General features: G+C 61.3%; 21 protein-coding genes. 7 read left to right on the top strand and 14 right to left on the bottom strand.

Annotation, left to right across the window (positions count from 1 at the left end; genetic code table 11):
• Positions 1-79: 79 nt before the first annotated feature.
• Positions 80-2350, bottom strand: coding sequence for a TonB-dependent receptor domain-containing protein (locus tag WEU32_RS01885; protein ID WP_406852677.1), 2271 nt, complete (start codon positions 2348-2350; stop codon positions 80-82).
• A 244-nt stretch (positions 2351-2594) separates the two neighbouring features.
• Between WEU32_RS01885 and WEU32_RS01880 the strand changes: the two genes are divergently transcribed.
• The 3 genes from WEU32_RS01880 (at position 2595) to WEU32_RS01870 (ending at position 6965) form a co-directional block, all read left to right on the top strand.
• Positions 2595-4502 (top strand): BCCT family transporter, encoded by a 1908-nt coding sequence (locus tag WEU32_RS01880; RefSeq protein WP_312134658.1) that lies wholly within the window; start codon positions 2595-2597, stop codon positions 4500-4502.
• A gap of 106 nt (positions 4503-4608) precedes the next feature.
• Entirely contained in the window at positions 4609-5241 is a 633-nt protein-coding gene (locus WEU32_RS01875) for a LysE family translocator (protein WP_312134657.1), read from the top strand.
• 74 nt (positions 5242-5315) lie between these two features.
• Positions 5316-6965, top strand: coding sequence for a serine hydrolase (locus tag WEU32_RS01870; RefSeq protein ID WP_406852676.1), 1650 nt, complete (start codon positions 5316-5318; stop codon positions 6963-6965).
• 36 nt (positions 6966-7001) lie between these two features.
• On the opposite strand, the gene WEU32_RS01865 is transcribed toward WEU32_RS01870, so the two are convergent.
• The 4 genes from WEU32_RS01865 to prmC all read right to left on the bottom strand — a co-directional run bounded on the left by WEU32_RS01865 (position 7002) and on the right by prmC (position 10652).
• The gene (locus WEU32_RS01865; RefSeq protein WP_406852675.1) at positions 7002-7415 is read right to left on the bottom strand and encodes a hypothetical protein; all 414 of its coding nucleotides are present in this window, start codon (positions 7413-7415) and stop codon (positions 7002-7004) included.
• A 61-nt stretch (positions 7416-7476) separates the two neighbouring features.
• Positions 7477-8142 (bottom strand): DUF4893 domain-containing protein, encoded by a 666-nt coding sequence (locus WEU32_RS01860; RefSeq protein ID WP_406852674.1) that lies wholly within the window; start codon positions 8140-8142, stop codon positions 7477-7479.
• A 346-nt stretch (positions 8143-8488) separates the two neighbouring features.
• On the bottom strand, positions 8489-9382 hold the full coding sequence (locus WEU32_RS01855) for a DUF4167 domain-containing protein (protein ID WP_312815092.1): 894 nt from the start codon (positions 9380-9382) through the stop codon (positions 8489-8491).
• A 343-nt stretch (positions 9383-9725) separates the two neighbouring features.
• Entirely contained in the window at positions 9726-10652 is a 927-nt protein-coding gene (gene prmC / locus WEU32_RS01850) for a peptide chain release factor N(5)-glutamine methyltransferase (protein WP_312815091.1), read from the bottom strand.
• 103 nt (positions 10653-10755) lie between these two features.
• On the opposite strand from prmC, the gene WEU32_RS01845 reads away from it, so the two are divergent.
• Positions 10756-11994 (top strand): YihY/virulence factor BrkB family protein, encoded by a 1239-nt coding sequence (locus WEU32_RS01845; protein WP_406852673.1) that lies wholly within the window; start codon positions 10756-10758, stop codon positions 11992-11994.
• Here the strand turns inward: WEU32_RS01845 and prfA are convergent.
• A complete protein-coding gene (gene prfA / locus WEU32_RS01840) occupies positions 11991-13058 on the bottom strand; it encodes a peptide chain release factor 1 (protein WP_312134645.1) in 1068 nt (355 codons plus the stop codon). The genes WEU32_RS01845 and prfA overlap by 4 nt on opposite strands.
• A gap of 269 nt (positions 13059-13327) precedes the next feature.
• Between prfA and WEU32_RS01835 the strand changes: the two genes are divergently transcribed.
• Positions 13328-13969 carry a response regulator gene (locus WEU32_RS01835; RefSeq protein ID WP_312134643.1) on the top strand — a complete coding sequence of 214 codons (642 nt, stop codon included), beginning with the start codon at positions 13328-13330 and terminating at the stop codon, positions 13967-13969.
• A gap of 98 nt (positions 13970-14067) precedes the next feature.
• Complete coding sequence (locus tag WEU32_RS01830; protein ID WP_312815083.1) at positions 14068-14829, top strand: sulfite exporter TauE/SafE family protein; 762 nt, start codon at positions 14068-14070, stop codon at positions 14827-14829.
• 34 nt (positions 14830-14863) lie between these two features.
• Here WEU32_RS01830 and WEU32_RS01825 read toward each other — a convergent pair whose 3' ends face one another.
• The 5 genes from WEU32_RS01825 to WEU32_RS01805 form a co-directional block, all read right to left on the bottom strand.
• On the bottom strand, positions 14864-15460 hold the full coding sequence (locus WEU32_RS01825) for a glutathione S-transferase N-terminal domain-containing protein (RefSeq protein ID WP_406852672.1): 597 nt from the start codon (positions 15458-15460) through the stop codon (positions 14864-14866).
• A gap of 28 nt (positions 15461-15488) precedes the next feature.
• Positions 15489-16613: a flavodoxin-dependent (E)-4-hydroxy-3-methylbut-2-enyl-diphosphate synthase gene (gene ispG, locus WEU32_RS01820; protein ID WP_406852671.1), complete on the bottom strand. Its 1125-nt coding sequence runs from the start codon at positions 16611-16613 to the stop codon at positions 15489-15491.
• Between the two features lie 70 nt (positions 16614-16683).
• Entirely contained in the window at positions 16684-17826 is a 1143-nt protein-coding gene (locus WEU32_RS01815; protein WP_312134635.1) for a RodZ domain-containing protein, read from the bottom strand.
• A 105-nt stretch (positions 17827-17931) separates the two neighbouring features.
• Positions 17932-20226 (bottom strand): phosphoenolpyruvate--protein phosphotransferase, encoded by a 2295-nt coding sequence (gene ptsP, locus WEU32_RS01810; protein ID WP_312134634.1) that lies wholly within the window; start codon positions 20224-20226, stop codon positions 17932-17934.
• A gap of 82 nt (positions 20227-20308) precedes the next feature.
• Positions 20309-21607: an aspartate kinase gene (locus WEU32_RS01805; protein ID WP_406852670.1), complete on the bottom strand. Its 1299-nt coding sequence runs from the start codon at positions 21605-21607 to the stop codon at positions 20309-20311.
• Positions 21608-21688: 81 nt separating this feature from the next.
• On the opposite strand from WEU32_RS01805, the gene ubiG reads away from it, so the two are divergent.
• A complete protein-coding gene (ubiG, locus tag WEU32_RS01800; RefSeq protein ID WP_406852669.1) occupies positions 21689-22516 on the top strand; it encodes a bifunctional 2-polyprenyl-6-hydroxyphenol methylase/3-demethylubiquinol 3-O-methyltransferase UbiG in 828 nt (275 codons plus the stop codon).
• 12 nt (positions 22517-22528) lie between these two features.
• Here the strand turns inward: ubiG and WEU32_RS01795 are convergent, their stop codons facing one another.
• The 3 genes from WEU32_RS01795 to WEU32_RS01785 are packed head-to-tail and all read right to left on the bottom strand — an operon-like array spanning position 22529 to position 24092.
• Positions 22529-23098, bottom strand: coding sequence for a lipocalin family protein (locus WEU32_RS01795; RefSeq protein ID WP_406852668.1), 570 nt, complete (start codon positions 23096-23098; stop codon positions 22529-22531).
• Between the two features lie 41 nt (positions 23099-23139).
• Positions 23140-23676, bottom strand: coding sequence for a GNAT family N-acetyltransferase (locus tag WEU32_RS01790; RefSeq protein WP_312134626.1), 537 nt, complete (start codon positions 23674-23676; stop codon positions 23140-23142).
• A complete protein-coding gene (locus tag WEU32_RS01785) occupies positions 23616-24092 on the bottom strand; it encodes a DUF6265 family protein (RefSeq protein ID WP_406852667.1) in 477 nt (158 codons plus the stop codon). Before WEU32_RS01785 ends, WEU32_RS01790 begins: the two co-directional genes overlap by 61 nt.

Below are 24092 nucleotides of genomic sequence, written 5' to 3'. Positions count from 1 at the left end.
CAACGCAACCCCGATACCGATCAGTTGGGAATGCCGACGTTACCCCGCAAGGGGAAACATCAACGAAATCAGCTCGTGTTTAGCTTCCGGTCGGGCCGCTCGAGAAGTCGAACTGCTCGGGCTGGCGACGCGGGCTGGAGCCCAACTGCCAGCTGAGGCCGATATAGAAGGCCCGCAGGTTGATCTTTTGCTCGTTCAGCTCGCGGAAGGCGGGCGTGTCGTAGCGCACTGTATTGTCGAACGAGTTGAACAGGTCGCGGCCTGTAACGTTCAGCGACAGCTTGTCGGTCAGTTTGCGGCGGTAGCCGAGATTGACCATGCCGCCCGCCTCGCGGGTGCCCTGGGCCAGCAGGCTCTCGCCTTGCCAGAAGCCGGTGAGCTGGATGAAGTCCTTGTCGGTCGGCTGCCAGTTCAGGCTGAGACGGCCACTGACCATGGTGCCTTCGCGGTCGCGTCCGCCCGCAATACCGGCGGCGTCGATCTTTTGCTGGAAGACATTGGCACTGGCCCCGTAGCGCAGGGTCGGGAGCAGGCGGCCATTGGCGCTGAGTTCCAGACCCAGATCGCTGCGCGAGCCGAGGTTTTCGGGACGGGTCAGGATGATGCCGTTGCCGATGTCGCTGGCGACGTCGGTGAAAGCCTTGTTGGTGTCGCGGTAATAGGCGGTCGCCTGATAGAAGGACTGGCCATGGCGCATCTGCCACATGGCTTCAAAGGCGTCGGTTTCCTGCGGCTCCAGATCGGGATTGCCCGAGTTGCGGCGCATGGGGTCCTGATAGGACACGAACGGGTTCAACTGGGACAGTTGCGGGCGCTGGATGCGGCGCGAATAGCTGGCGCGCAGGGTTTGGGCCTCGGTCAGCTGGTATTGCAGGTGGCCGGTCGGATAGGCGCGGAAATAGTCCTGTGAGGCAGACAGACCACCGGTCAGGTCATCGATTTCAATCTCGGCCTGTTCCAGACGCAAACCCGCCTGTGCGGACAGTTTGGGGGTCAGGGCGCGTTCATAGGTCGAATAGAGGGCGTGAACCGTCTGCGACCCTTCGAAACGGTTGCTGAGGCTCGGGACAAGAACAAGGCCGGCCTCGGAGGGGCCACGGCGGAACTGTGTGTCCTGATCGGGCGATGTATAGGTCAGCTCGTAGCCTAGGCGCAGTTTCTCGCCTTCCGCCATCGGGCGCACATAGGCGCTGGTGAAACCGACAGTCTTGGTATCGACCGTGGTGTTCATACGCTCATAGGTGTCGGGGCTTACCGGCTGGGCAAAGCGGGTGTGCAACAGAAACTCGTTGTCATTGCCCTGTTTGTCATAGCGCACTTCATTGGACCATTCGTGGCCCTCGGTGTCGAAGCGGTGAAGCAGACGGGCGGTCGCGCCGATATTGTCGATAGTGATATTGCCGCCGGTCGACAGCGTATAGGCATTGGTCACATTGCCATTGGCATCACGGGTTTCATAAAGGCCGCCATTACGCGGATCGATATCGAACACCATGGCGCGGACTTCGCCGGTCAACTGGGTGCGATCGGTCAGCTTGTATTCCGCCGAGAAACGGCCAAAGCCGCCGGACTGTTCTGTGTCCGAGCTCTGGTCGACTGTGGTGGTGCTGGTCACATTACCGGCAGCGTCCAGCAGTTCACGACGCGAGGGGAAGGTGAATTTGTTGGCATCGGAACGGTAGCTGAGGTCGCCTGACAGGGTCAGCTTGTCTTTCTGGTACGAGCCACTGACACCGGTATTCCAGCGGCCGTTATCACCGACATTGAGACGCACGGAGCCGGTGGTCTGGACACCCGGACGCGGGGCTGTGGGCTTGGTGATCAGGTTGATGACGCCACCACCGCCCTCGGGGCTGTAGGCCGCCGATGGATTGGTCATCACCTCAATGCGCGCATATTGGTCGGCGGGCAGTTGCTGGATGGCCTGTGCGCGGCCTTCGCCGCTGAGGATGCCGGACGGGCGCCCATCCACCAGAATAGTGACGCTGGAATTACCGCGCAGCGAGACATTGCCCTGCGGGTCGACATCGACCGAGGGGACATTGCGAAGGGCATCGGCCAGCGAGCCGGTCGTCGCCTGAAGGTCATTGGCGAGGCTGTAGCTGATACTGTCGATCGAGGTGCGGATGCCGTTGGACTGGGCGCTGACGACGACCTCTTCGACCTTGGCCGGTTCTTCCTGCGCGTCCTTGGATAGCGCAGCTGTCTGAGCAGGCGTTTGGGCTGGTGTCTGGGCAGGGCTTTGGGCAGGGCTTTGGGCAGGTTGCTGGGCCGGGGTTTGGGCCCAGGCCGGCGTGCTGATCGCAACGAGGGCGGCACCTGTGAGGAGCGTCGTTTTCAGGCGGTTCATGATCGGTCTCGATGACAATAACTTGTAAAGCACGCTTTACTGAACGTCCCATGTCGATGAAAGTTACATCGAAGCAATGTTGTTTTATTTCATATTCTTACAGGGATTTAATCTTGGCGAGAGGTGTGAGAAATTTTCATAACGCCACATTTTCAATCTGTTGCAGCCTGACCCCGTACCGTTCGGATAGTGGCAACATGCCGAAACCAGGGAACCCGGACACAAAAAAGCCGTTACCCCTGCCATGCTTGCATCCATCAATGCCCGCACCTTTTGGGGTGCGAGTGCGATCATTGGCGTTTTGCTGTTGGTCACACTCATCATTCCGGACACCGCTGCCAGCGTGTTCGGATCGGCCCAGAACTGGACCATCGAAAATTTTGGCTGGTTTTATGTGACGGCAGTGGCCGTCTTTTTTGTTTTATTGCTGGTTATCGCCTTTGGTCCCATGGGGCGTTTGAAACTGGGACCGGACGATTCCGAACCGGATTTCCCGTTCCTGTCATGGGTGGCCATGCTGTTCGCGGCGGGCATGGGGATCGGCCTGATGTATTTCGGCGTGGCCGAACCCGTACAACACTATGTCAATCCACCCGATGTCACGCCCGAGACCATGGAAGCCGCGCGCGAGGCCATGGCCATCACCTATACCCACTGGGGTTTCCACGGCTGGGCCATTTATGGTCTGGTGGGGTTGGCTCTGGGCTATTTTGCGCACCGCAAGGGCCTACCTCTGGCCATGCGCTCGGCCTTCCATCCGCTGATCGGGGACCGCATCTATGGTCCTATCGGTGATCTGATAGACATCTTTGCGATTTGCGGCACCCTGTTCGGGATCGCCACCTCGCTGGGACTGGGTGTCAGCCAGATTGTCAGCGGATTGAATGTCGTGTTCGGCCTGCCCGCAACGCCGTGGATGCAGGTGGTCCTGATTGTCGCGGTGGTCGGACTGGCCACGATTTCGGTGCTGTCGGGCGTCGGCAAGGGGGTGCGCCGTCTGTCAGAGCTTAATCTGGTGATCGCCGTCTGCCTGATGCTGTTCATCATGCTGGCGGGACCGACCCTGTTCCTGATCCGCGCCTATGTACAGAATTTCGGTCTGTATCTGGATCACTTCATCGTCCGCAGCTTTACGCTTTATGCCTATGAGCCGCGCGCCTGGCTGGCGGACTGGACACTCTTCTACTGGTCATGGTGGATCGCGTGGTCACCGTTTGTCGGCATGTTTATCGCGCGAATTTCGCGCGGGCGCTCGGTGCGCGAATTTATCATCAGCGTGCTGACTGTTCCGACAGCCTTTACCTTCCTCTGGATGACGGTCTTTGGAAACTCGGCCATGGCGCTGGATATGGGGATCGCACAAGGCGCGATTGCCGATGCCGTGCGGGCGGATCTGTCGACCGCCCTGTTCCGTTTCCTCGACTATTTTCCGCTGTCGACCGTGACCTCCATCCTCGCCATTGCGCTGGTGATGGTTTTCTTTGTCACCTCGGCGGATTCCGGGGCGCTGATACTGGCCAACCTGTCCTCGGCCCATAATGACGAGGATGCCCCCGGCTGGATGCGGGTCTACTGGGCGGTCCTGCTGGCTCTGGTCTCGTCGGCCCTGTTGCTGGCGGGTGGACTGTCGGCCTTGCAGACCGCGACACTGGTCGCCGCCCTGCCCTTTGGTATCATCCTGTTGCTGATGGGGGCCGGTCTGGTGCGCCAGATGAATGCCGACCTGCACGGTGAAGTGATTGAGCAAGCCGCCCCGCATCTGGGCGCACGTCTGCGCTTTATTTTTGCACCGGCCAGTCGCGAGCAGATTATCCGCCAGATCAACCAGACGGCCTGTCCGGCACTGGAAGAGGTCTATGCCGCACTCAGCGCCAATGCCGAGTTTGCACAACTGGACCGGCAGGATGACGAGATCACCCTGACTATCGACAACGAAAAGGGCACATCCTTCTTCTATCGCGTCTCGCCCCGGTCGCGGCCGCGCCCTGCGCTGACGGCGTCCGAAGCGCGCCAGAACCGTCGCCAGAACGAATGGCGGATGAGCAGCACCACCAGCGATAGCAAACGCCCCCGCGACATTACCGGCTTTACCCGCGAGCAGATTGTCTCGGACGTGCTGGACCATCTGCAAAGATGGCGGGCGACGCTGTGACACCCTATCGGGCGGGTTGGCTTTTGCCGCCCGCCCTTTCACCTGTCACCTGCATCGGCTAGAGCGGATATAGGCTTCTTCCCGACTGAAACTGTGGGGTTTTGTGGTGGTGTTTCCAGTTGATCCAGCCGTCCTGCTGCCCTTTCTGGCCGCTGTGGTGTTGATGGAGATTACACCCGGGCCGAATATGAGCTGGCTGGCTCTGGTGTCGCTTTCACAAGGCCGACGCGCAGGTCTGGCCGCTGTGGTCGGTATTACCCTCGGCCTGTCGATCTGGATGATCGCGGCGGCCTTTGGTCTGACCAAGGTCATCCTGCACTGGCCCGCCCTCTATCATTCTATACGCTGGGCCGGTGTCGGATTTCTTCTGTATCTTGCCTGGGATGCATGGCGCAGCAATCAAGGCGCGGCGCAGGGCGTACCGCCTGTTGCGCGTCAAAGGCAGTTGTTCCGGCGCGGACTGATCGGCAACCTGCTCAATCCCAAAGCGGCCCTGCTTTATGTCGTGCTTCTGCCCGGCTTTATGCGCGCGGGTTACGGTTCACCCCTGTCACAGGCCCTGCTGCTGGGCAGTTTACATGTGTTGGTCAGCGTGGCCGTTCACAGCATAATTGTTCTGAGTGCGTCGCGGGCCGGTGGCAGCTTCCTGACCCGACATCAGGGACCGGTGACGCGTGCCCTGATGAGTTTGTCACTGGTGGCCATTGCCATCTGGACCGCATGGCAGACCCGTTTGTAAGACCCGTGACAATGAAGCTTGGCGCATGACCTGCCGGGGGTTAGCGTAAGATATCGCTATACGCCGGAGTCTGTATGTCCATTCGCCTTTCGCGCCGCGCTGCCCTTATGAGTGCAGGTGCCAGCGCCCTTGCCACCCGCCCCGCTTTCGCTTTCCGGCCCGCCAATGACGATGCCTCTCTGGCCGAGGCGTTCGATGCCTATGTGCAGCGCTGTCTGGCGGCATGGCCCGACCAGCCTGCGGTGTCGGTGGCACTGGTCAAGGATGGCCAGACCCTGCTGGCCAAGGGCTATGGCACGCGCATCAAGGGCCAGAATGCGCCCGCCAGCGACAACACCCTGTTTGCCATTGCCTCCAATTCCAAGAACGTCACGGCAGCCTGTCTGGGCATGTTGGTGGATGAGGGCAAGGTGAAATGGGACGAGCCGATCAAAACCTATCTGCCGGAATTCACCCTGTCCGATCCGGTGATCGCAGAGCGTATTACCGTGCGCGATACCCTGTCACACCGTGCGGGGTTTGGTCTTGGGGCCGGTGATCTTCTGTTCTGGCCCAATAGCGACCGCTCGCGCGCGGATGTGCTGCGTCAGGCGGCCTTTGTGCCGATCGAGGACAGGTTCCGCGCCAACTATCATTACTGCAACCTGATGTTTGTCGTCGCCGGTGCAGTAATCGAGCGCGTCTCGGGTATGACCTGGGAAGACTTTGTCCAGACCCGCATTTTCGACAAGCTGGGCATGAATGACAGCGTGCCGCTGGCGCGTCTGGCAGACCCTGCGAAGTCGGCCCTGCCCCATGGTCGCGTCGGCCCGCCCCTGCGTTATCAGGGCGAGATGACCCAGATCGCCAAGTCCATCGCCGAGGTTTGGAACTGGGACAATGCGGCCGCGGCTGGTGGCATCTGTGCCAGCGCCCGTGACTGGGCCAAGTGGATGGCCTTGCGTCTGAACAACGGGGCACTACCCGATGGGACCCGTCTGTTCTCCGAGGCGGTGGCCAAGGAGATGTACAAGCCGAACATCATCGTCTCGTCCTCGGAAGGTCCGACGGCAGCCCTGCCGAACCGTTCGATTGCCAATACCTATGCACTGGGCTTGCAGGTGCAGGATTATCGCGGTGAGCGTATTGCCACCCATGGCGGTGGATCGCCGGGCGGTATCTCCTCGACCGTTCTGCTGACAGCGCGCAAGATCGGCATTTCGATCTTTACCAATGCCGAGGAAAGCTTCCTGTTGCGGGCGCTTCGTTCGGGTCTGACCGATCTGGCGATGGGCAAGGTGGATGTGGACTGGATCGCCGATTCCAAACGTATCGAGGCCGAGGGGATCGAGAAGTCGCTGAAGGCCGCGGCCGAGATCGATGCCAAACAGGCCGCGGGGGCGCGTCCGCCGCTTCATCTGGTGGCCTATGAAGGCACATGGCGTGACCCGTGGTATGGCGACATCATCATCCGCGAGCAGGACTATGGCCGTGGCCAGCACCACCGGCCCGGTCTGTGGGTGACCTTTACCCATAATCCCGCGCTGAAAGGGTGGTTGGAGCCATATGACGGCAATACCTTCCGCACCCGCTTTACCGACAAGCGCGAGGAAGATGCGTTCTTCATCTTCGAGGTCGAAAACGGTCTGGCTGTCCGTGCGACCCTCAAGGGTGTGTCGCCCGATATCGACTTCTCGTATGACTATCAGAACCTGCGTCTGACCAAGGTCCCGCGCAGCCGGTAAAGTAAAAGGGCCGGATCAAATGATCCGGCCCTTTTTTCATTTCGCGTCGCGCTTGCCCGCTTCGAGAATGGGCATGCCGGCCTCGGTGGGGATGTAGATGGTCTGGCGACCTTCCTTGCCCGCAGTTTCCTGAAGCATGTTGATATAGGACCATCGCAGATAGGCCTCGGGACCGCCCAGAGCCTCGGCCATGATGCGGTTGGCCTCGTTGGCACCCTTGGCGCGTTCGATCTCGGCCTGTGCGGTCAGCTTGGCGGAATCAAGGGCGGCTTGGGCTTCCAGCACACGGATGCGGCGGTTCTGCACAGCTTCTTCGTAGGCGGCGCGGCCCTGCATCTGTTTGGAATAGACGTTATAGGTGGGCAGACCCACCAGCACGATCGCCAGAGCAGCCACAGCCGCTACAATCGTCCAGATCGTCGCCTTTACCCCGTATTGGGTCTTGGTCATCCTGCCCTCCCTCTAGAAACAACAAAGCCTTATTCCGGCAAAGAGAAACGGCGAGCAAGCCCTATTCCGGGACCAGCTCCATAACGTCCAGATTGGACTCGTTATGCGGCCACGGCGTGACCAGACGCCAGCGTTGCGGGCCGATACGTTCCAGAACCGCCACCGTATCGCGATCGGGTCGGGCCCCATAGGCCGGTGCGCGACTCTCGTTTGACAGGGCCATAGCGCCCAGCATCACCATGTATTTTGAGTTTTCGGGGTAGAGCAATCCCTGCACCCGTTGCGATCCCGACAGCTTGGTCAGCAGAAGGCCCTGATCGGTGCGCTCGACGCGGCAACGGAACCAGCCATAAACGACATAGCCCAAGCCGTCATACTCGGCCTGACTGCCCAGTTTTACTGTGCGGCAGCGATAGTGGCCGCTGGGCATGGAGGGATCGGGCTGACCGGCGTCAGGATCAACCAGAGCGCCCAGAGCGTCGAGATTACCGCTGCCGCCCAGTCTGCGGGCCTGTTCCAACGCCACCTTCCACGCCGCGTCGCGACGATTCAGACGATCACGATCAAAGCTAGAAATCACGCCGCGCCAGTCGACCAGGACCGTGCCCACAGGCGGGGGCGGCGGAGGCGGCGGCGCAATGACATCGACGGTACCCGAACCGCTATTTACCGACGCGCACCCTGCCAGTACCGACAGGACCATGCCCGTCATGACTGTGGTACCCATCCATTTACGCGGTCTCGGACGCCAACAAGCCACGCGGCTCTCCATGTTTCAGGCACATACCCCACCCTACCCTATTCGACGGCCTTAGGGTCGGTGCGTCAAGGGCGACGAGGGCGGTATCTGTCCTGTTTGCAGGACAGCGGGGATGGATAAGGCTTATTTGCCGCCTGGAGGTGGTCTGTACGCAATGCGTGAGACGGATAAAGCTGTCGCAAGCCATGACATTGTCTCTGTCATCATGGGCCGTCCTGGCTTTGAAACGAAAGCTTCAGTTACCCCTAAGGCAAGCAAAAACCCGCAGTATTCGCATACTGCGGGTTCTCGGCGTCTTTAAACTTCGCGGGGATTAGTCCTCGGAAGTGGTTTCTTCGACCTTGCGGCGGGGCGCGCGACGGCGCGGGGCCGGAGCCGCTTCGGCGGCATCGTCCAGCGCCACCGGACGGGTCACAAAGCCCGGCAGGCTGGCGGCGTCGCGCGAGGTTTCCTCGCCCGTTTCGGCAACCGGCTCTGGGTTGCGCGGTGCCGATTCGCTGCGCGGACGGCGGCCACGCGGGGCGCGCGGTGCCGGTTCGGCCTGTTCGATTTCGACGGCAGCAACCGACGGCTGTACCGTTTCAACGGCCTCGGCAACATCGGCAGGCCGATCATTCTGGCCTTCGCCGTTCGTAGCTTCGCCCGTGTTTTCAAAACGACGATTACGATCGTCGCGACGACGCTCCCAACGCTCGCGGCGGCTTTCACGACGACCGCCTTCGCGGCTTTCATAGTCAGCTTCCGACTCGCCGCGTTCGGCGCGCTCGGCACGTTCGCGTTCACGCTGGGCGTCGCGCTCGGCGCGCTCGGCCTGACGGCGGGCCTCATCCTCGGCGCGGCGCTCCTCGGCTTGCTGTGCGGCAATGATGGCGGCCGCCTGTGCGCCGGATTCATCTTCGAAATCGATGTCGAAGCCTTGGCCAGCCTGTTCGCGCTGGGCGATCTCGCTCACCGAACGCAGGGGCTGCAGGGCGCGCAGGACACGGAAATAGTGTTCGGCGTGCTGGGTATAGTTTTCGGCCAGAACGCGGTCACCGGCAGCGGCAGCATCGCGCGCCAGCTGCATATAGCGTTCATAGACCGTCTGGGCATTGCCGCGAACCTTGATGTTCTCGGGGCCTTGCGAGTCCCACGAACGGTTCGGGTTGGTTGCATTGGCGTTGTTGCCACCGCTCGGCTTGCGATTGCGGCCGCGCTGACGCTTCATGCCCTTGAAATCTCTCATCGAGGTTACCGTGCTGGTGTGGGTCTGGCTGTCGTTTGACAGTCTGGGCCCAAGTCCTGGTTCCGCGCTTTCGGGGCCAATCCCCGTTGCGATCTGTTCGGAAAAAACGAGTGTCGCCCTGTGGTCCGCCGCGCCCTTGCAGGCCCGACCGTCACATGCCCCGGACACGCTGATGAAAGCTATAAGCAGCCGCATCCGCTGTGTTTGGGTGGAGACAAGGTGGACTTAGCGCGTGATTAAGCCTTTTGCCAAGACCTATAATGCAAAAAGCGGCGACAGGATCATGTACCTGCCGCCGCCTTTACTGTTCGGGGCGTGTCCGAGCCTAGGCCTTGGGGCGCGGCGTGGTGTGCGGGTCTGGACCATTGGTGACCACGCGGTCACGCTGTCCCAGATCCTTGACCACCTTCACATCGGCAAAACCTTCGGCCTCGAACAGGGCCTTGACCTGCGGTCCCTGATCCCAGCCGATCTCGACGGCAAAAATACCCTCGGGGCGCAACAGGCGCTTAATCTCGGGGGCCAGAATACGGTACGGTTCCAGACCGTCCGGACCGCCATCAAGGGCCAGATGCGGATCATGCTCGCGCACTTCCGGATCAAGTCCGGCGATATCGCCTGTCGGAATATAGGGCGGGTTGGACACCACCAGATCATAGCAGTGATCGGCCAGACCCTTTGCCCAGTCGCCATGCGCGAAGGTGCAGCGGTTCGACAGGTCCAAAGTGGCGGCGTTCTCGCGGGCGACCTCGAGGGCCGCAGTAGAGATATCGACACCCACACCGTGTGCGCGGGCGCGTTCGGCCAGTGTCGCCAGCAGGATCGCACCCGAGCCGGTACCCAGATCGGCCATCTCGAAGGCCTGATCTTCGGTAAAGGCCAAGGTGGCAATATCGACGATCACCTCGGTATCGGCGCGCGGGCTGAGGACGTCGGGGGTGACGTTCAACATGATCTTCCAGAAACCCTTCTTACCGAGGATTTTGGATACCGGCTCGCGGGCCAGACGGCGTGCGACCATGCCCTCCATCCCGGCCAGTTGTTCGGAGGTGACGGCGCGATAGGGATCAGTCAGGATATCGACACGCCCCGCCCCTGTCGCCGCTTCCAAAAGAATGCGTGCGTCGATGGAAGGGCTGTCGAAACCGGCAGCCTTGAAACGGGCCATCGCATCCTTCCACAAGGTCAGGAGGGTTGCACCGGATGCAGGAGTGTTAGAGGTCGCGTTCATGCGGATTGATTGGGGACTCATGTCAAAAAATTCAAGACGGAACAGGTCACAGGCAGGATCGTTCTGAACCGCCATGGGCAGAAATAAATCTACCGCCAAACGGTCGACCGCTTCGCGCACGTTTTTGAACCCGGTTTCGGCACTGCTGGCACCGCGTTCGTCTAAAGGGCGCACGCCGGTCTGGATGCGCTATCTGGCCGCCGCAGGGGGCGGTCTTGCCGCCGGGGCCACCGCGGCGCATCTGCTCTATACGCAGGGTCACAAGATCGGTCTGGACCTGCGCCATTATCGCCCCGATGCGGTGGCCGATGACGAAAGCCCGGAAAGCTATGACCGCGCCGAGCCCGGTCGCGGACGTCTGGCCACCTCTCCGCTGCAAATTCCACTCAAGGGGTGGATCGATATTTTGTGGCGTACCGGCGTCGGCTTTTTTGGCGACCGCGTTTCGTTTGTGGCGGGCGGCATTACCTTTTTCATGCTGCTGGCCTTGTTTCCGGCCATCGGTGCCTTTGTCACCATCTATGGTCTGTTCGCCGATCCGGCAGACGCATGGGGACGGCTGGACTTCATCTATGAACTGCTGCCCGCCAATGTGGCCGAATTTCTGGGCAATGAAATGGCGCGGCTGGCCAGCGGCTCGACCGGCCAGCTGACCTTTACCCTGATCTGGACACTGCTCTTGTCGTTATGGGCGGCCAATGGCGGGGTGAAGACCCTGTTTTACGGGCTGAACCTTGCCTATCACGAGGTCGAAAAGCGCCACATCGTCAAATACAATCTGCTGTGCATGGCCTGTACGATTTCGGCTCTGCTGGCGGTGATGTTGGTCTCATTGCTGGTGGTGGGTGTGCCGGTGGTGATTGCCCTGTTCGGTTTGCAGGAAGAATGGGCGTTTTTGTCGCCCCTGCGCTGGCCGATCGTGTTTGTGCTGTATGTAGGGTTTCTCAATCTGGTCTATCGCATCGGTCCCAGCCGGACCTCGCCGCGCTGGCGCTGGCTGACGCCGGGGGCGACGGTCGCGGCCATATTGGGACTGTTGGTGTCCTTGCTGTTCAGCTGGTTCTTGACCAATTTTGTCCGCACGGACTCCTATGGGCCGTTGTCGGCGGCAATGGGTTTTCTATTGTGGACGTGGATTTCGCTACAGGTCATGCTGATAGGTGCGCGTCTGAATGCCGAGATCGAACACCAGACCGCCATGGACACCACGGTGGGTCCCGACAAGCCGATCGGCGAACGCGGGGCCATTATGGCCGACAGCGTCGGCGCACGGCGCGGCAACCCTGCCGCACTGGCCTTTACGCTGAAATATGCCGAGAGCATCGGATCGAAAGTGATCCGCCGCAGAAGAAGGCGGGCTTAGCCGAACTCTGCCTCGAGATCGGCAAGGCGGGCGGCCTGATCTTCGGCGATCAGGGCGTTCAGCATCGGGTCGAGGTCGCCTTCGAGGATTTGCGGCAGCGAGTGCAGGGTCAGGCCGATGCGGTGGTCGGTCACGCGGCCCTGCGGGAAGTTGTAGGTACGGATGCGCTCCGAACGATCGCCCGATCCGACCTGTGACTTGCGGGCATCGGAGCGGGCCAGATCCTTGGCCTGACGTTGCATGTCGTAAAGGCGCACGCGCAGGTTCTTCATCGCCTTGTCGCGGTTCACATGCTGCGATTTTTCGGACGAGGTGGCGACAATACCGGTCGGCAAGTGGGTGATACGCACCGCCGAGTCGGTCTTGTTGACGTGCTGGCCACCCGCACCGGACGAGCGGTAGGTATCGATGCGGATATCCTTGTCGAGGATCTCGATCTCTACATCCTCGACCTCGGGCAGAACCGCGACGGTGGCCGCCGAGGTATGGATGCGGCCACCGGCCTCGGTGGTCGGGACGCGCTGGACGCGGTGAACGCCGGATTCAAATTTCAAGCGCCCGAACACGCCGTCGCCGGTAATGGTGGCAATGATTTCCTTATAGCCGCCCGCCTCGCCTTCGGTCGCGCTGTCGATCTCGACGCGCCAGCCGATATTGGAGGCATAGCGGGAATACATGCGGAACAGGTCGCCTGCGAACAGAGCCGCCTCGTCGCCGCCCGTACCGGCGCGCACTTCCAGAACCGCAGAGGCTTTTTCATCCGCATCGCGCGGGGCCAACAGCAGCGCGACCTCACGCTCCAGTTCCGGCAGGCGCTCTTTCAGAGAAGCTATTTCCTCGGCGGCCATGTCGGCCATGTCGGGATCGGAGGCCATAGCCTCCAAGTCCACCATCTCCTGACGGGCCTTTGCCAACGTGGTGACGGCGTCGGCGACCGGCTTGAGCTCGGCATGTTCTTTGGACAGGCGCACGATCTCGGCCCCGTCTGTGGCCGCGCCCATACGCGCTTCCACCTGATGGAAACGGTCGAGAACCTGATCGAGACGGGCCTGGGGTAGACGCAAGGGATGCTCCTAGATTGAAGCGGCCTGAATACGCTGACGCCCTGCCCCAAGTCTATGCCGGATCATGTATTCGGATGCATGATTACGGCCCTTGTCGGCTCATCACGCCCTCATGGACAGATTGTGATGAGCTGTCACAACCGCGTCAAAGGCGTTTTCACAGCCCGCTCAACTCCCTAGCTTTAGCGGTGCCGGATGCGGTTGGCCTCTTCTCCCGAGGGCTTGGCAACGCCCCGTGACCGGCATTGCGTAACAGGGGATTGGGCTGAATGACCAACACCAAAGACCGTCCGGGCCTTCGGGCCGATCCGGGCGTCGAGCGGCTTTGTGCCCTCTATGACGCCCATCTGGATACCCATGAGCCGCTGTCATCTGCGGCCGATGCCGAGCTTCGGGCGCTGGCGCGTATTTTTGATCTGGCCTCTGACGGGCCGTCACAAAGCCTGTGGCCCAAGCTTCGCAGCCTGTTGCTGAAACAAGCACCCAGTTCTTCTGCCTTGTCCGGCAACGCTATTTTGAACGAAACTTTCGAGGAGGCTGATATGACACGCGAGGCCCTGAATGTACTGCTGGTCGAAGACGATGCAGAAACGGCGGCAACGTTGACCGAAATGCTGGACGAGGCCGGGCATCGCGTGATCGGTCCCTTCCACAGTGCCGAGGCCGCGCAGGCCGCCACCGCCCTGCATTCCATCGATCTGGCCCTGCTGGACATCAATCTTTCAGGTCAGGCAACCGGAATTGATCTGGCGCGTAGCCTGAAGAACAGTTGGGGGGTACCGGTCATCTTTCTGTCGGGTGATGTTACCCAAGCGGCCCTTCATGCGGACATGGCGGCCGCTATGATTATCAAGCCCTATTCAACCGCCGATGTCCTGAACGCTATTCATCGTCTCGAGATTGCGAACTGAACTTCGGCACCGTTAGTAACGTTGTTCCAGAACGGACATTTCTGCCTTGTCCGTGCGTTGGGTGTAGATGAGCTAGGGATTGCCGATTGGATACCTTTTTGTTGTTTCTTCTGGTCGGCTTTCTGGCACAGGCCGTCGACGGGGCCGTGGGCATGGCCTATGGGGTGATCTCGACGTCGGTTCTTCTGGCACTGGGTGTTCCGCCGGCCACAGCATCGGCCAGCACCCATGCTGCGGAAGTGTTCACCACCGCAGCCTCGGCCTCCAGTCACGTCGTGCACAAGAACATCGAATGGCGTCTTTTTGTCCCGCTGGCGATCGCCGGTGTGATCGGGGGCGGTCTGGGTGCCTATGTGCTGACGGGTATCGATCCTGCGATCATCAAGCCGTTTATTGTGGGCTATCTGGCCCTGATCGGTCTGTGGATTCTGTGGCGAGCGGGCCATGACATCAAACCGCGCAAACTGCCGCGCTGGGTGGCTGCACCCTTTGGACTGATTGGCGGTTTTCTGGATGCCATCGGCGGCGGTGGTTGGGGACCTACTGTCACCTCGTCGATGATCGGTTCCGGTCAAGACCCGCGCAAGGCTATCGGCACAGTCAATACGGCCGAGTTTTTTCTGACCATGGCCGTGTCGGCTACCTTTGTCTGGGCCCTGGTCAGCGGCCACTGGGAAGAGGCTGACGGACTGAAGAACCACGCCTCTGCCGTGGCCGGCCTGGTTGTTGGCGGTTTGATTGCGGCACCGTTTGCGGGCCTGATCGTCAAGAAGGTTCCGCGCAAACTCCTGACCTATGCGGTCGGTATCCTGCTGGTGGGACTGGCCATTTTTCAGGGCGTGAACCTGATCCTGAAATAGAAAAAGGGAGCCTTCAGGCTCCCTTTGATTTGGCCTATTTCGGATAGGTGTCTTTAAAGCTGTCGCGGGCTTCCATGGCGGTCTGGAAGGCCACCAGTTTAGGGCGACCGGTTTTCCAGTCATAGTCAGGGTGGCGGAAACCGATCCATGTCACGGCGATGGCGGCCGTGATCGAACCCAGGTCGATGCGGTCTGCCGACAGGTCTTCGGCTTCGAGGGCATCAAGGGCGCGGCCCATATTGTTGGTCCAGCGCTCGATCCACATGGCAGAGCGCTCATGTTCGGGACGGCGTTTTTCCAGCACCAGTTTGACGCCCATTTCCAGTGCCTGATTGCCGAGCGTTTCCAGACGTTTCACGCGCAGCCAGTTGGCATCGTCCTGTGGCAAAAGGCGATCACCGCCCCCCAGACGATCCAGATAGTCGCAGATGACCGGACTGTCGTTCAGAGGCTGGCCGTCTTCGGCGATCAGGGTCGGCACCTGCACCACCGGATTGGTATCCAGCAGTTCGGGCGCATTGGCGTAGGGATCGACGACGATCTCTTCGATACGATCCGACAGGCCTTTTTCGCGGGCCACAATACGCACCTTGCGGGCGAACGGCGACGGCGTGGTGATATAGAGCTTCATACGATTTCCCCTGCCCTTTTAATGCGTTTTACTCGGCAGCCTTGCGGGCAGCATCCAGTTCGGCAGCCTTTTGTTCGACCATTTCAACAATGTGGTCGATCATACCGTCATTGGCCTGTTTGTGAGCGATCTTGCCGTTCAGATAGACCATGCCCGAGCCCGCACCACCGCCGGTAAAACCGACATCTGTATAGAGGGCCTCGCCCGGTCCATTGACCACACAGCCGATCACCGACAGCGACATGGCCGTCGAGATATGGGCCAGTTTTTCTTCAAGGATGGCTACCGTCTCGATGACGTTGAACCCCTGACGGGCACAACTTGGGCAGGCAATAATGTTGACGCCACGATGGCGCAGGCCCAGCGATTTGAGGATATCGAAGCCGACCTTGATTTCCTCGACCGGATCAGCGGCCAGCGAAACGCGGATCGTGTCACCGATACCCGACCACAGCATATTACCCATGCCGATGGCCGATTTGATGGTGCCGGTGCGAAGCGGGCCCGCCTCGGTCACACCAAGGTGCAGCGGGCAGTCGATGGCCTCGGCCAGTTGCTGATAGGCGGCGACCGTCAGGAAGGGGTCGGATGCCTTGACCGAGATTTTGAATTCGTGAAAGTCGTTGTCCTGAAGGATGCGGGCGTGGTTCAGCGCGCTTTCCACCATCGCATCGGGGCAAGGCTCGCCGTATTTTTCCAGCAGCTCCTTTTCCAGCGACCCGGCATTGACGCCGATCCGTATGGAACAGCCATTATCGCGGGCCGCCTTGATGACTTCCTTCACGCGATCGGAAGAGCCAATATTGCCGGGGTTGATGCGCAGACAGGCGGCACCCGCCTCGGCGGCTTCGATACCGCGTTTATAGTGGAAATGGATATCAGCCACGAGCGGCACCTTGGCCGCCTTGGCAATGGTCTTGAACGCCTCGGTGGATTCCACATCAGGGCACGAGACACGCACAATGTCGGCCCCCGCCTCTTCCAACTGCCGGATCTGGTTGATCGTGGCATTGGCATCCGTGGTCGGAGTATTGGTCATCGACTGGACGCTGATCGGGGCATCGCCACCGACAAGCACATTGCCGACACGGATCTGGCGGCTCTTGCGGCGCTCGATATGGCGCCACGGACGGACGAGGGTATGGTCTGACATGACAGCCGTTACATAGGACGGGGCGTACCCGATGGCCACGCCCCCAAGGACAAAGTTTATGTGTCGGCCCCTATTGGGGCACAACGGGGGCAGGTGTGGCGACAGGTGCCGCAGGCGGTGTAGAGCGGGCCAGATCGGCAGCGGCCTGTTCAGCAAGGGCGTTGCGGGCGCGCACCTCGGCTTCGGCCGCCGCCGCAGCACGGCTTTCGGCCTGACGGGCCAAGGCTTCGGCCTGTGAATTCAGGCGGGCCAGTGGTGTCTGGGGTGCTGCCAGCGGGGCCGCCAGCTCTCCATTCATATAAACGGCAACGACGCTCGGATCAGACACATCGACAATGGCCTGCACATTGAGTGGTGCCCGCCAGCTGTCGCCTGCGGCCAGTTGGCGCGCGAACAGGACACGGCCGTCACCCTGACGCACCACAAGGGTGACGGGCTTGATCGCCTGCAAGGTCGTGATGGAATTATTGGCCGGAGCGCCGTACAGCGCCCCGCGCGGATTAAAGGCCGCCTGAACAGGCGGGGCCGGTGCCGTGGCGACGGCCGCTGCGTCGGGGTCATCCCCCAGGATCAAGGCTTCGATACCCGGTGTCAGATAAAGAGGCGGGATGGTCTGGTCCGGCGGCGCGGCCTGTGGTCCCCCCAGAACCAGTGTGCTCTGCGGTACCTGATCGGCGTCCTTGGCCCAGACCGCCGGTATTTCCGTGAGATCGGAGGGATGCGGCGGTTCGATACGGTTCAGGCGCTGGAAGATATTCCAGCACAGGAAGGCCAGTCCGATGGCCGCGATCACCCCAAGAATGGCGGGCGAGCGGCGGCGCATCTGCTGGAAGGCTGCGCCGGTCGGGGCCTGTAGCGTGGCCCCCGCTTCGGGGAATTCGGCCTTGTATTGTTCGACCGCTTCCAGCTCGTCTAGACCCAGAACCTGTGCGTAGATACGCACATAGCCCATGGTGAAAATACGCGACGGCAGCAGCGACTGGTCGCCCTGTTCGATGGCCTTGAGGAAGCGGGTATTGACGCGCGTCTTGGTGGACAGTTCGGCAAAGGACATACCCGACGCCATACGCGCCGCGCGCAAACGACCGCCCAGCGTGGTGGCATCGACCGTCTCGTCAGCTTCTACAGACACGACATTCTCGCCGTCCGGCACGGCGTGTGCGGTTTCGGCGGTGTCGTGTTCTGCGGGCTGGCTGTCGCTGTCTGGCGACACGGGCCGATCCTGATCCATCAGTCGGGGTATCCATTGCCTTTATCGGCAGGTCTTTGTCTTCCCCGCTTAAACGAGGCGGCGGTCCGGTTCAACTTATGCTCCGGTCTAGACCGCAAGGTTCAGTTTGCGGGCCAGAGATTCCAGCTCTCCGCGCACACTGCTGGCCGAAGAGGCCAGCAGTGGCTCCATGCCGCGACGGGCCGCCTTGAGGTCGGCAGACAGGATCATCCGCTTGACCGGACCGACACCGCCCGCAGGAGCCGACAGACGGTCATAGCCCAGTGCGATCAGGGCAAAGGCCTCAAGCGGCTTACCGGCCAGTTCCCCGCACACAGACACCGGCGTGTTGGTGTCGGTGCATTTCTGACGGATTTCCTGAAGCGCCCGCAGCGCCGGTGGCGACAGCGGATCATAGCGGTCGGCCACACGCGGATTGGTGCGGTCGGCAGCAAACATATACTGCATCAGGTCATTGGTGCCGATGGAGACAAAATCTGTCAGCGGCAACAGGGCATCAAGGTGCCACAACAGGCTGGGGCATTCGATCATGGCCCCGACGCGGGTGGTGCGTGGCAGGGTGCGGCCACGACGGCGCGCCCACTCCATCTCGCGGTCCACCATTTCGCGCGCACGGCGGAACTCTTCGACCGTGGCGATCATCGGGAACATGACGCGCAGCTCGCGACCCGCCGCAGCCGACAACAGGGCCCGAAGCTGCATCCGCAACAGAGCCGGACGGTCCAGACCCAGGCGGATGGCACGGCGGCCCATGGCCGGGTTTTCTTCGCGTTCCGGTTCCAGATAGGGCAGGATTTTATCACCGCCGATATCCAGCGTGCGGAAGGTCACAGGGCGATTGCCCGCCGCATCCAGAACAAGCTTGTAGAGGGCCGTCTGGGCTGTCAGCTTGGGCAGTTCGTCGGCGACCATGAACTGAAACTCGGTGCGGAACAGGCCGATGCCCTCGGCCCCTGTCATGTCCAGATTTTCCAGATCGACCGCCAGACCGGCATTGGTCAGCAGCGTGATGCGGGTGCCATCCAGAGTGACCGCCGGAGTATCCCGCAACTGGTCGAACTCGGCGCGGCGTTGTTCGCGCACCTCCATCCGGCTTTGGACCGCCACCAGCATGTCCTGACGCGGACGCAGGAAGGCTTCGCCCGTTTCGCCATCGACAATGACCGGATCGCCTTCGGACAAGCGGTCACGCAGACCCGTCAGACGTCCGACACAGGGGATTTGCAACGCCCGCGCCACAATGGCGGCGTGACCGGCGGGCGAGCCTTCTTCAAGCAGCAAGCCTTTCAGCTTGGAGCGCGGATATTCCAGCAGGTCGGCAGGGCCGAGATTACGCGCCACCAGAATGGCATCATCAGGCAGTTGCCGCTCGCCGGGATTATCGCCCATCAGCACGCGCAACAGGCGGTTGGCCAGATCCTCGAAATCGTGAAGACGCTCGCGGATATAGGGGTCGCGGGCACTGGCAAAACGGGCGCGGTGTTCGTTACGCACACGATCCACGGCGGCTTCGGCTGTCAGGCCCGAGCGCACCGCCTCTTCGAGCGAGCGGTTCCAGCCCCGGTCGTCGGCGAACATGCGATAGGTTTCCAGCACCTCGTAAGGGGTGCCGCCCAGCTTGGCCTGACCACCTTCGAGCAAGGCGTCAATACTGGATTTCAGTGCCGACAGACCGTCCTGAAGACGGCGTTCCTCGATGACCGGATCATCGGCCAGCAGTTTTTCGGGCGGGACAGGAGTTTCGTGCAGAACCGCCCGGCCCACAGCCAGACCTTCGGAAAATTTCTGGCCGGACAGGCGTTCGGGCCGGTGCGGAGACAGCTCGACATCGCGCAGTTCGGCATCGGCCAGAAGACCGCCAGAGGCCACCGTTTCCGACAGCACCATGGCGATGTTCTGGATGTCTTCCAGTTCGTCCTCGTCATAGATGCGGGCGGCGCGGTTCTGGACGACCAGCACACCGATAGCTCGGCCACCGCGCAACAGAGGGGCCCCCAGGAAGGCATTGAACGGATCTTCGCCCGTTTCCGGACGATAGGAGAAGTTCGGGTGTTCCTGCGCATTCGACAGGCTGATCGGCTGGGCGAGGCGCGCGACCTCGCCGACCAGACCCTCGCCGGGGCGCAGGCGCGTATTGTGAACGGCTTCGGGGTTCAGACCCTCGGTGGCGAACAGTTCAAGCTCGCCCGAAGCCCGTCGCAGATAGATGGAGCAGACCTCGGCCACCATGGAGCGGGCGATAATGCCCACCACCATATCCAGCCTTTGCTGGGCACCGGCCACGGCAACGCCGCCTGCCCCGTAACCGCCGGCCAAGGCCTCGCGGATTTGGCGCAGCAGGTTCCGTGGACCCCGTGTCGTCAATCCCGCATTCTTGACCATGACAGCTCCCGTTCTGCTGACTGGTGTCCAGTGTGCCAGCAAGCGGCACCGCTGTCTCTATCTGTGATGACCCTGATGACCTTTAAAGTGTGTCCAAACCATAGGCCGCATGCAGGGCGCGCACAGCCAGTTCGGCATAGGCCGATTCAATCAGAACACTGATCTTGATTTCCGAGGTCGAGATGGCCTGGAACTTGATGCCTTTGTCCGCCAAGGCGCGGAACATCATCTGGGCCACACCGGCGTGCGAGCGCATACCGACACCGATGACCGAGACCTTGGCCACATCGTCATCGACGCGGATTTCTTCAAAGCCGATTTCCGATTTCAGAGACTGCATCAGTTCCGATGCACGGGCGGCGTCGCGGCGCCCCGTGGTGAAGGTCAGGTTGACCGCGCCCTCGGTACGCGCCTGTGACTGGACGATCATGTCCACGTTCACATTGGCCTCGGCCAGGCGGGTGAAGACGTCAGCCGGAGCGTCGGTACGGTCCGAGAGGCCCAGCAGGGTGATCCGGGCTTCGTCCCGGCTCATCGTCACGCCGGAAACGATGCGCTTTTCCACGATTTCATCCTCGTCGCAAATCAGGGTGCCGGCATCTTCCGGCAGTTTTCCGTTTTCATCAGGCTCGATAAAGCTGGACAGAACCCGCACAGGCACGCGCTTGTGCATGGCCAGTTCGACCGAGCGGGTTTGCAGAACCTTGGCCCCCAAGGACGCCATTTCGAGCATTTCTTCATAGGAGACGCGGGCCAGACGGCGGGCGCGGCTCTCGATACGCGGATCGGTCGTATAGACCCCGTCCACATCGGTATAGATGTCGCAAGGCGCGTTCAGCGCCGCCGCCACGGCCACAGCCGAGGTGTCGGAACCCCCACGGCCCAAGGTGGTGATACGGCCCGAACGCGAAACGCCCTGGAAGCCCGGAATGATAGCGATTTCACCGGCATCCATAGACGCGCCCAGCACTTCGCCGGGCACATCCTCGATGCGCGCACGACCATGGGCCTCGTCGGTGATGATGGGGATTTGCCAGCCCATCCAGCTACGCGCTTTCAGGCCCATATTGCGAAGGGTCAGGGCCAGAAGGCCCGATGTGACCTGCTCGCCGGACGCCACGACCACATCGTATTCGTCATCCGACATCGCGCCTTGCGGATACAGACCGGCTGCGGGTGCACCCGCGCCATCGGTCCATGCCACCAGCTCATTGGTTTTGCCCGCCATGGCCGATACGACCACAGCGACCTTTTTACCTTTAGCCGCCTCGGCGGCGACAATGCGCGCCGCACGGCGAATTCGCTCCAGATCAGCCATCGAAGTTCCACCGAACTTCATGACCAGACGGCTGCGATCCGTCTCTTGGCTTGCGCCTGTCATCCTTATCCCCGGTTACCGGCGCCCCGATCAGGGGCGTCTTGTCACTTGCGTCGGGATGAAAGGCAGTCCATCCCTTGGCTCATGTCCGCTTCTAACGACAGCAGCCCCCAGCGCATACCCCAAACCGTGACCAGTTTTTCCGAAAATTCACCTGAAACAGCATCAGAACGTGCCGAGGGGCCCAGTATTGACCCCGCCGATGTGGCACGTTTTTCCGCTCAGGCTGCGGAATGGTGGGACCCGAAAGGACCGTTTGCGCCGCTGCACCGGTTCAATCCGGCCCGTTTGCGCTTTGTGCGCGACCGCGTGGCGGAGCATTACGGCCTCAACCCCAATACTCGCGCGCCGTTTGCCGGTCTGTCTCTGATCGATATCGGGTGCGGCGGTGGCCTACTGGCTGAGCCGATGCGGCGCATGGGGTTTGAGGTGACCGCGCTGGACGCCTCGTCGGAAAATATCGGCACCGCCCGCGCCCATGCTGCGCAGGTCGGTCTGGATATCCGCTATAAGGCCTCTACGGTCGAACAACTGGTCGAGGCAGGCGAAGGTCCGTTCGATGTGGTTCTGACCATGGAGGTCATCGAACACGTCGCCGATCCGGAAGGCTTTGTGCGGAGCTGTTCCAAGCTGGTAAAGCCCGGCGGCATCATGATCGTGGCCACGCTGAACCGCACCCTCAAGGGTCTGTTGCTGGGCAAGTTTGCCGCCGAATATGTGCTGCGCTGGGTACCCGCAGGGACGCACAACTGGAAGCAATTCCTCAAGCCCGACGAAATCCGCGACATGCTCAAGGACGAGCCGCTGACCGTTACCGGCCCGTTTGGCCTTAGCTACAATCCGCTCAAGGATAAGTGGAGCGAGGGCGATGCCGACATCAACTATATGATGGTGGCGGTGAAGAAGGCCTGATCGCCTTCACACCTAATGCTGGGTCACGCGCAGCATGGACAGGTCGTAGCCCAGTTCGCCCGTGCGGCTCCACAAGCGTTCGCGCAGCTCCGGTGACGGATTGGCTTCACGGCTGAGAAGCCACAGATAGCGACCGGAGCCTTCGCCGACGATCGCCCAGCTATAGTCGTCGGCATGATCGAGCACCCAGTAATTGCCGACATAGAAGGGGCCGAAGAAGGATACCTTCAGCTTGGCATTCCCGCTGTCGGGCACCACCTTGGCACGGGCTTCGGCCTGTTTGACAGGTCCGTTTACCGCGCCTTCGTGGCAGGTGTTGACGACGCGGATCAGGCCGTCATCGCGCAGACTGTAATCGGCAGTGACCGCCTCGCAGTCCTTCTGGAAGCTCTGCTCATAGCGGGCCAGTTCATACCAGCGCCCCAGATACCGATCGAGCTCTACGGTCTTGGTCGGTTCGGGCACACGGGCATTACCGGAAGGACCTTGTCGCAGGGTGGTGCAAGCCCCCAAGGCCACCAGAGCGCCCAGTGCAGCGCCGGTCAAAAGAAGGGCGGGGAGTCGGTTTTTATGATGGCTCATACATGTAAAACCGCCTGCCACAGCAGGCGGTTCCCGAAAACTCAAACCAGGGCACGTTCCATATAGCGGGCATCGTCGCCATAGCTGGCCAGTTTGGCCGCGATACCTTCGGGTGTCTGCACTTCAAAACCGTTGCGATTCCAGAAGCCCGTGGCGTTGTTGACGGCCACCAGAGACACGCGCGGCCAGCCGTCTGCCTTGACCTGTTCGGCCAGTTTTTCGATCACGGTGCGGGTATAACCACCGCCGCGCACGTCGGGATCAATGGCCAGATCGTGCAGATAATAGCTGTCGGCATCTGCAGGGATGGCGTCGATCAGCACATTCAGCGCCGGAGCCATGTTCCGCATCCACGGATAGGCCACCAGATAGCCCTTTACCGCGTTCTGGTCATCGGCCAGCACAAAGCAACCCTTCGGGTTCAGGTCCAGACGATTGGCAAAACAGGCGCGTTCTTCGGGATGGTCGGGGAAGGATTTCTGGGCCACCAGCACTACACCGTCCAGATCGGCCTCGGTCATCGGGCGCCAGTTGAGCGCGGGCATCGGCTGTTCAGCTCGGTTTTGTTGAAGGTCCATTCCATACTCCGGTTCTCGTCGTCATCTGCACCCTCGATGCGGGCCAGAAGTTGGTCTCCACGACGCTGATAAATGATCCGGTGAGGGAAATCGTTCTCTGGATTAGAAAAAACAATGCCTTGGGCATCATGTCGCAGAAGCCGGAACACGGTCGGCGGGGCACCGGAAGGCTGGGCAACATAGGCGAGAGTACCATCGGCCTGAGGTCGGATATGGGAAAACTCGAAGCCGCTGCGGCCATTACGGCTGGTCAGGGTGTGACCGACCATCAGGCCGTCGCGCGGGCCGCTCCAGACTTCGGAAGCTTCGCGCCCGCCCGAACAATCCAGCCAATGTCCGGCCATCCATGACAGGTCGGGAACCTCGGCGGGTGGCGGGGCGACCAGCAGGGAAAGGGTTGCCATCAAAGGAAGCAT

This window comes from Brevundimonas sp. BH3 (assembly GCF_045345115.1).
GTDB lineage: Bacteria > Pseudomonadota > Alphaproteobacteria > Caulobacterales > Caulobacteraceae > Brevundimonas.
This window is presented reverse-complemented; position numbering and strand designations above follow the sequence as displayed.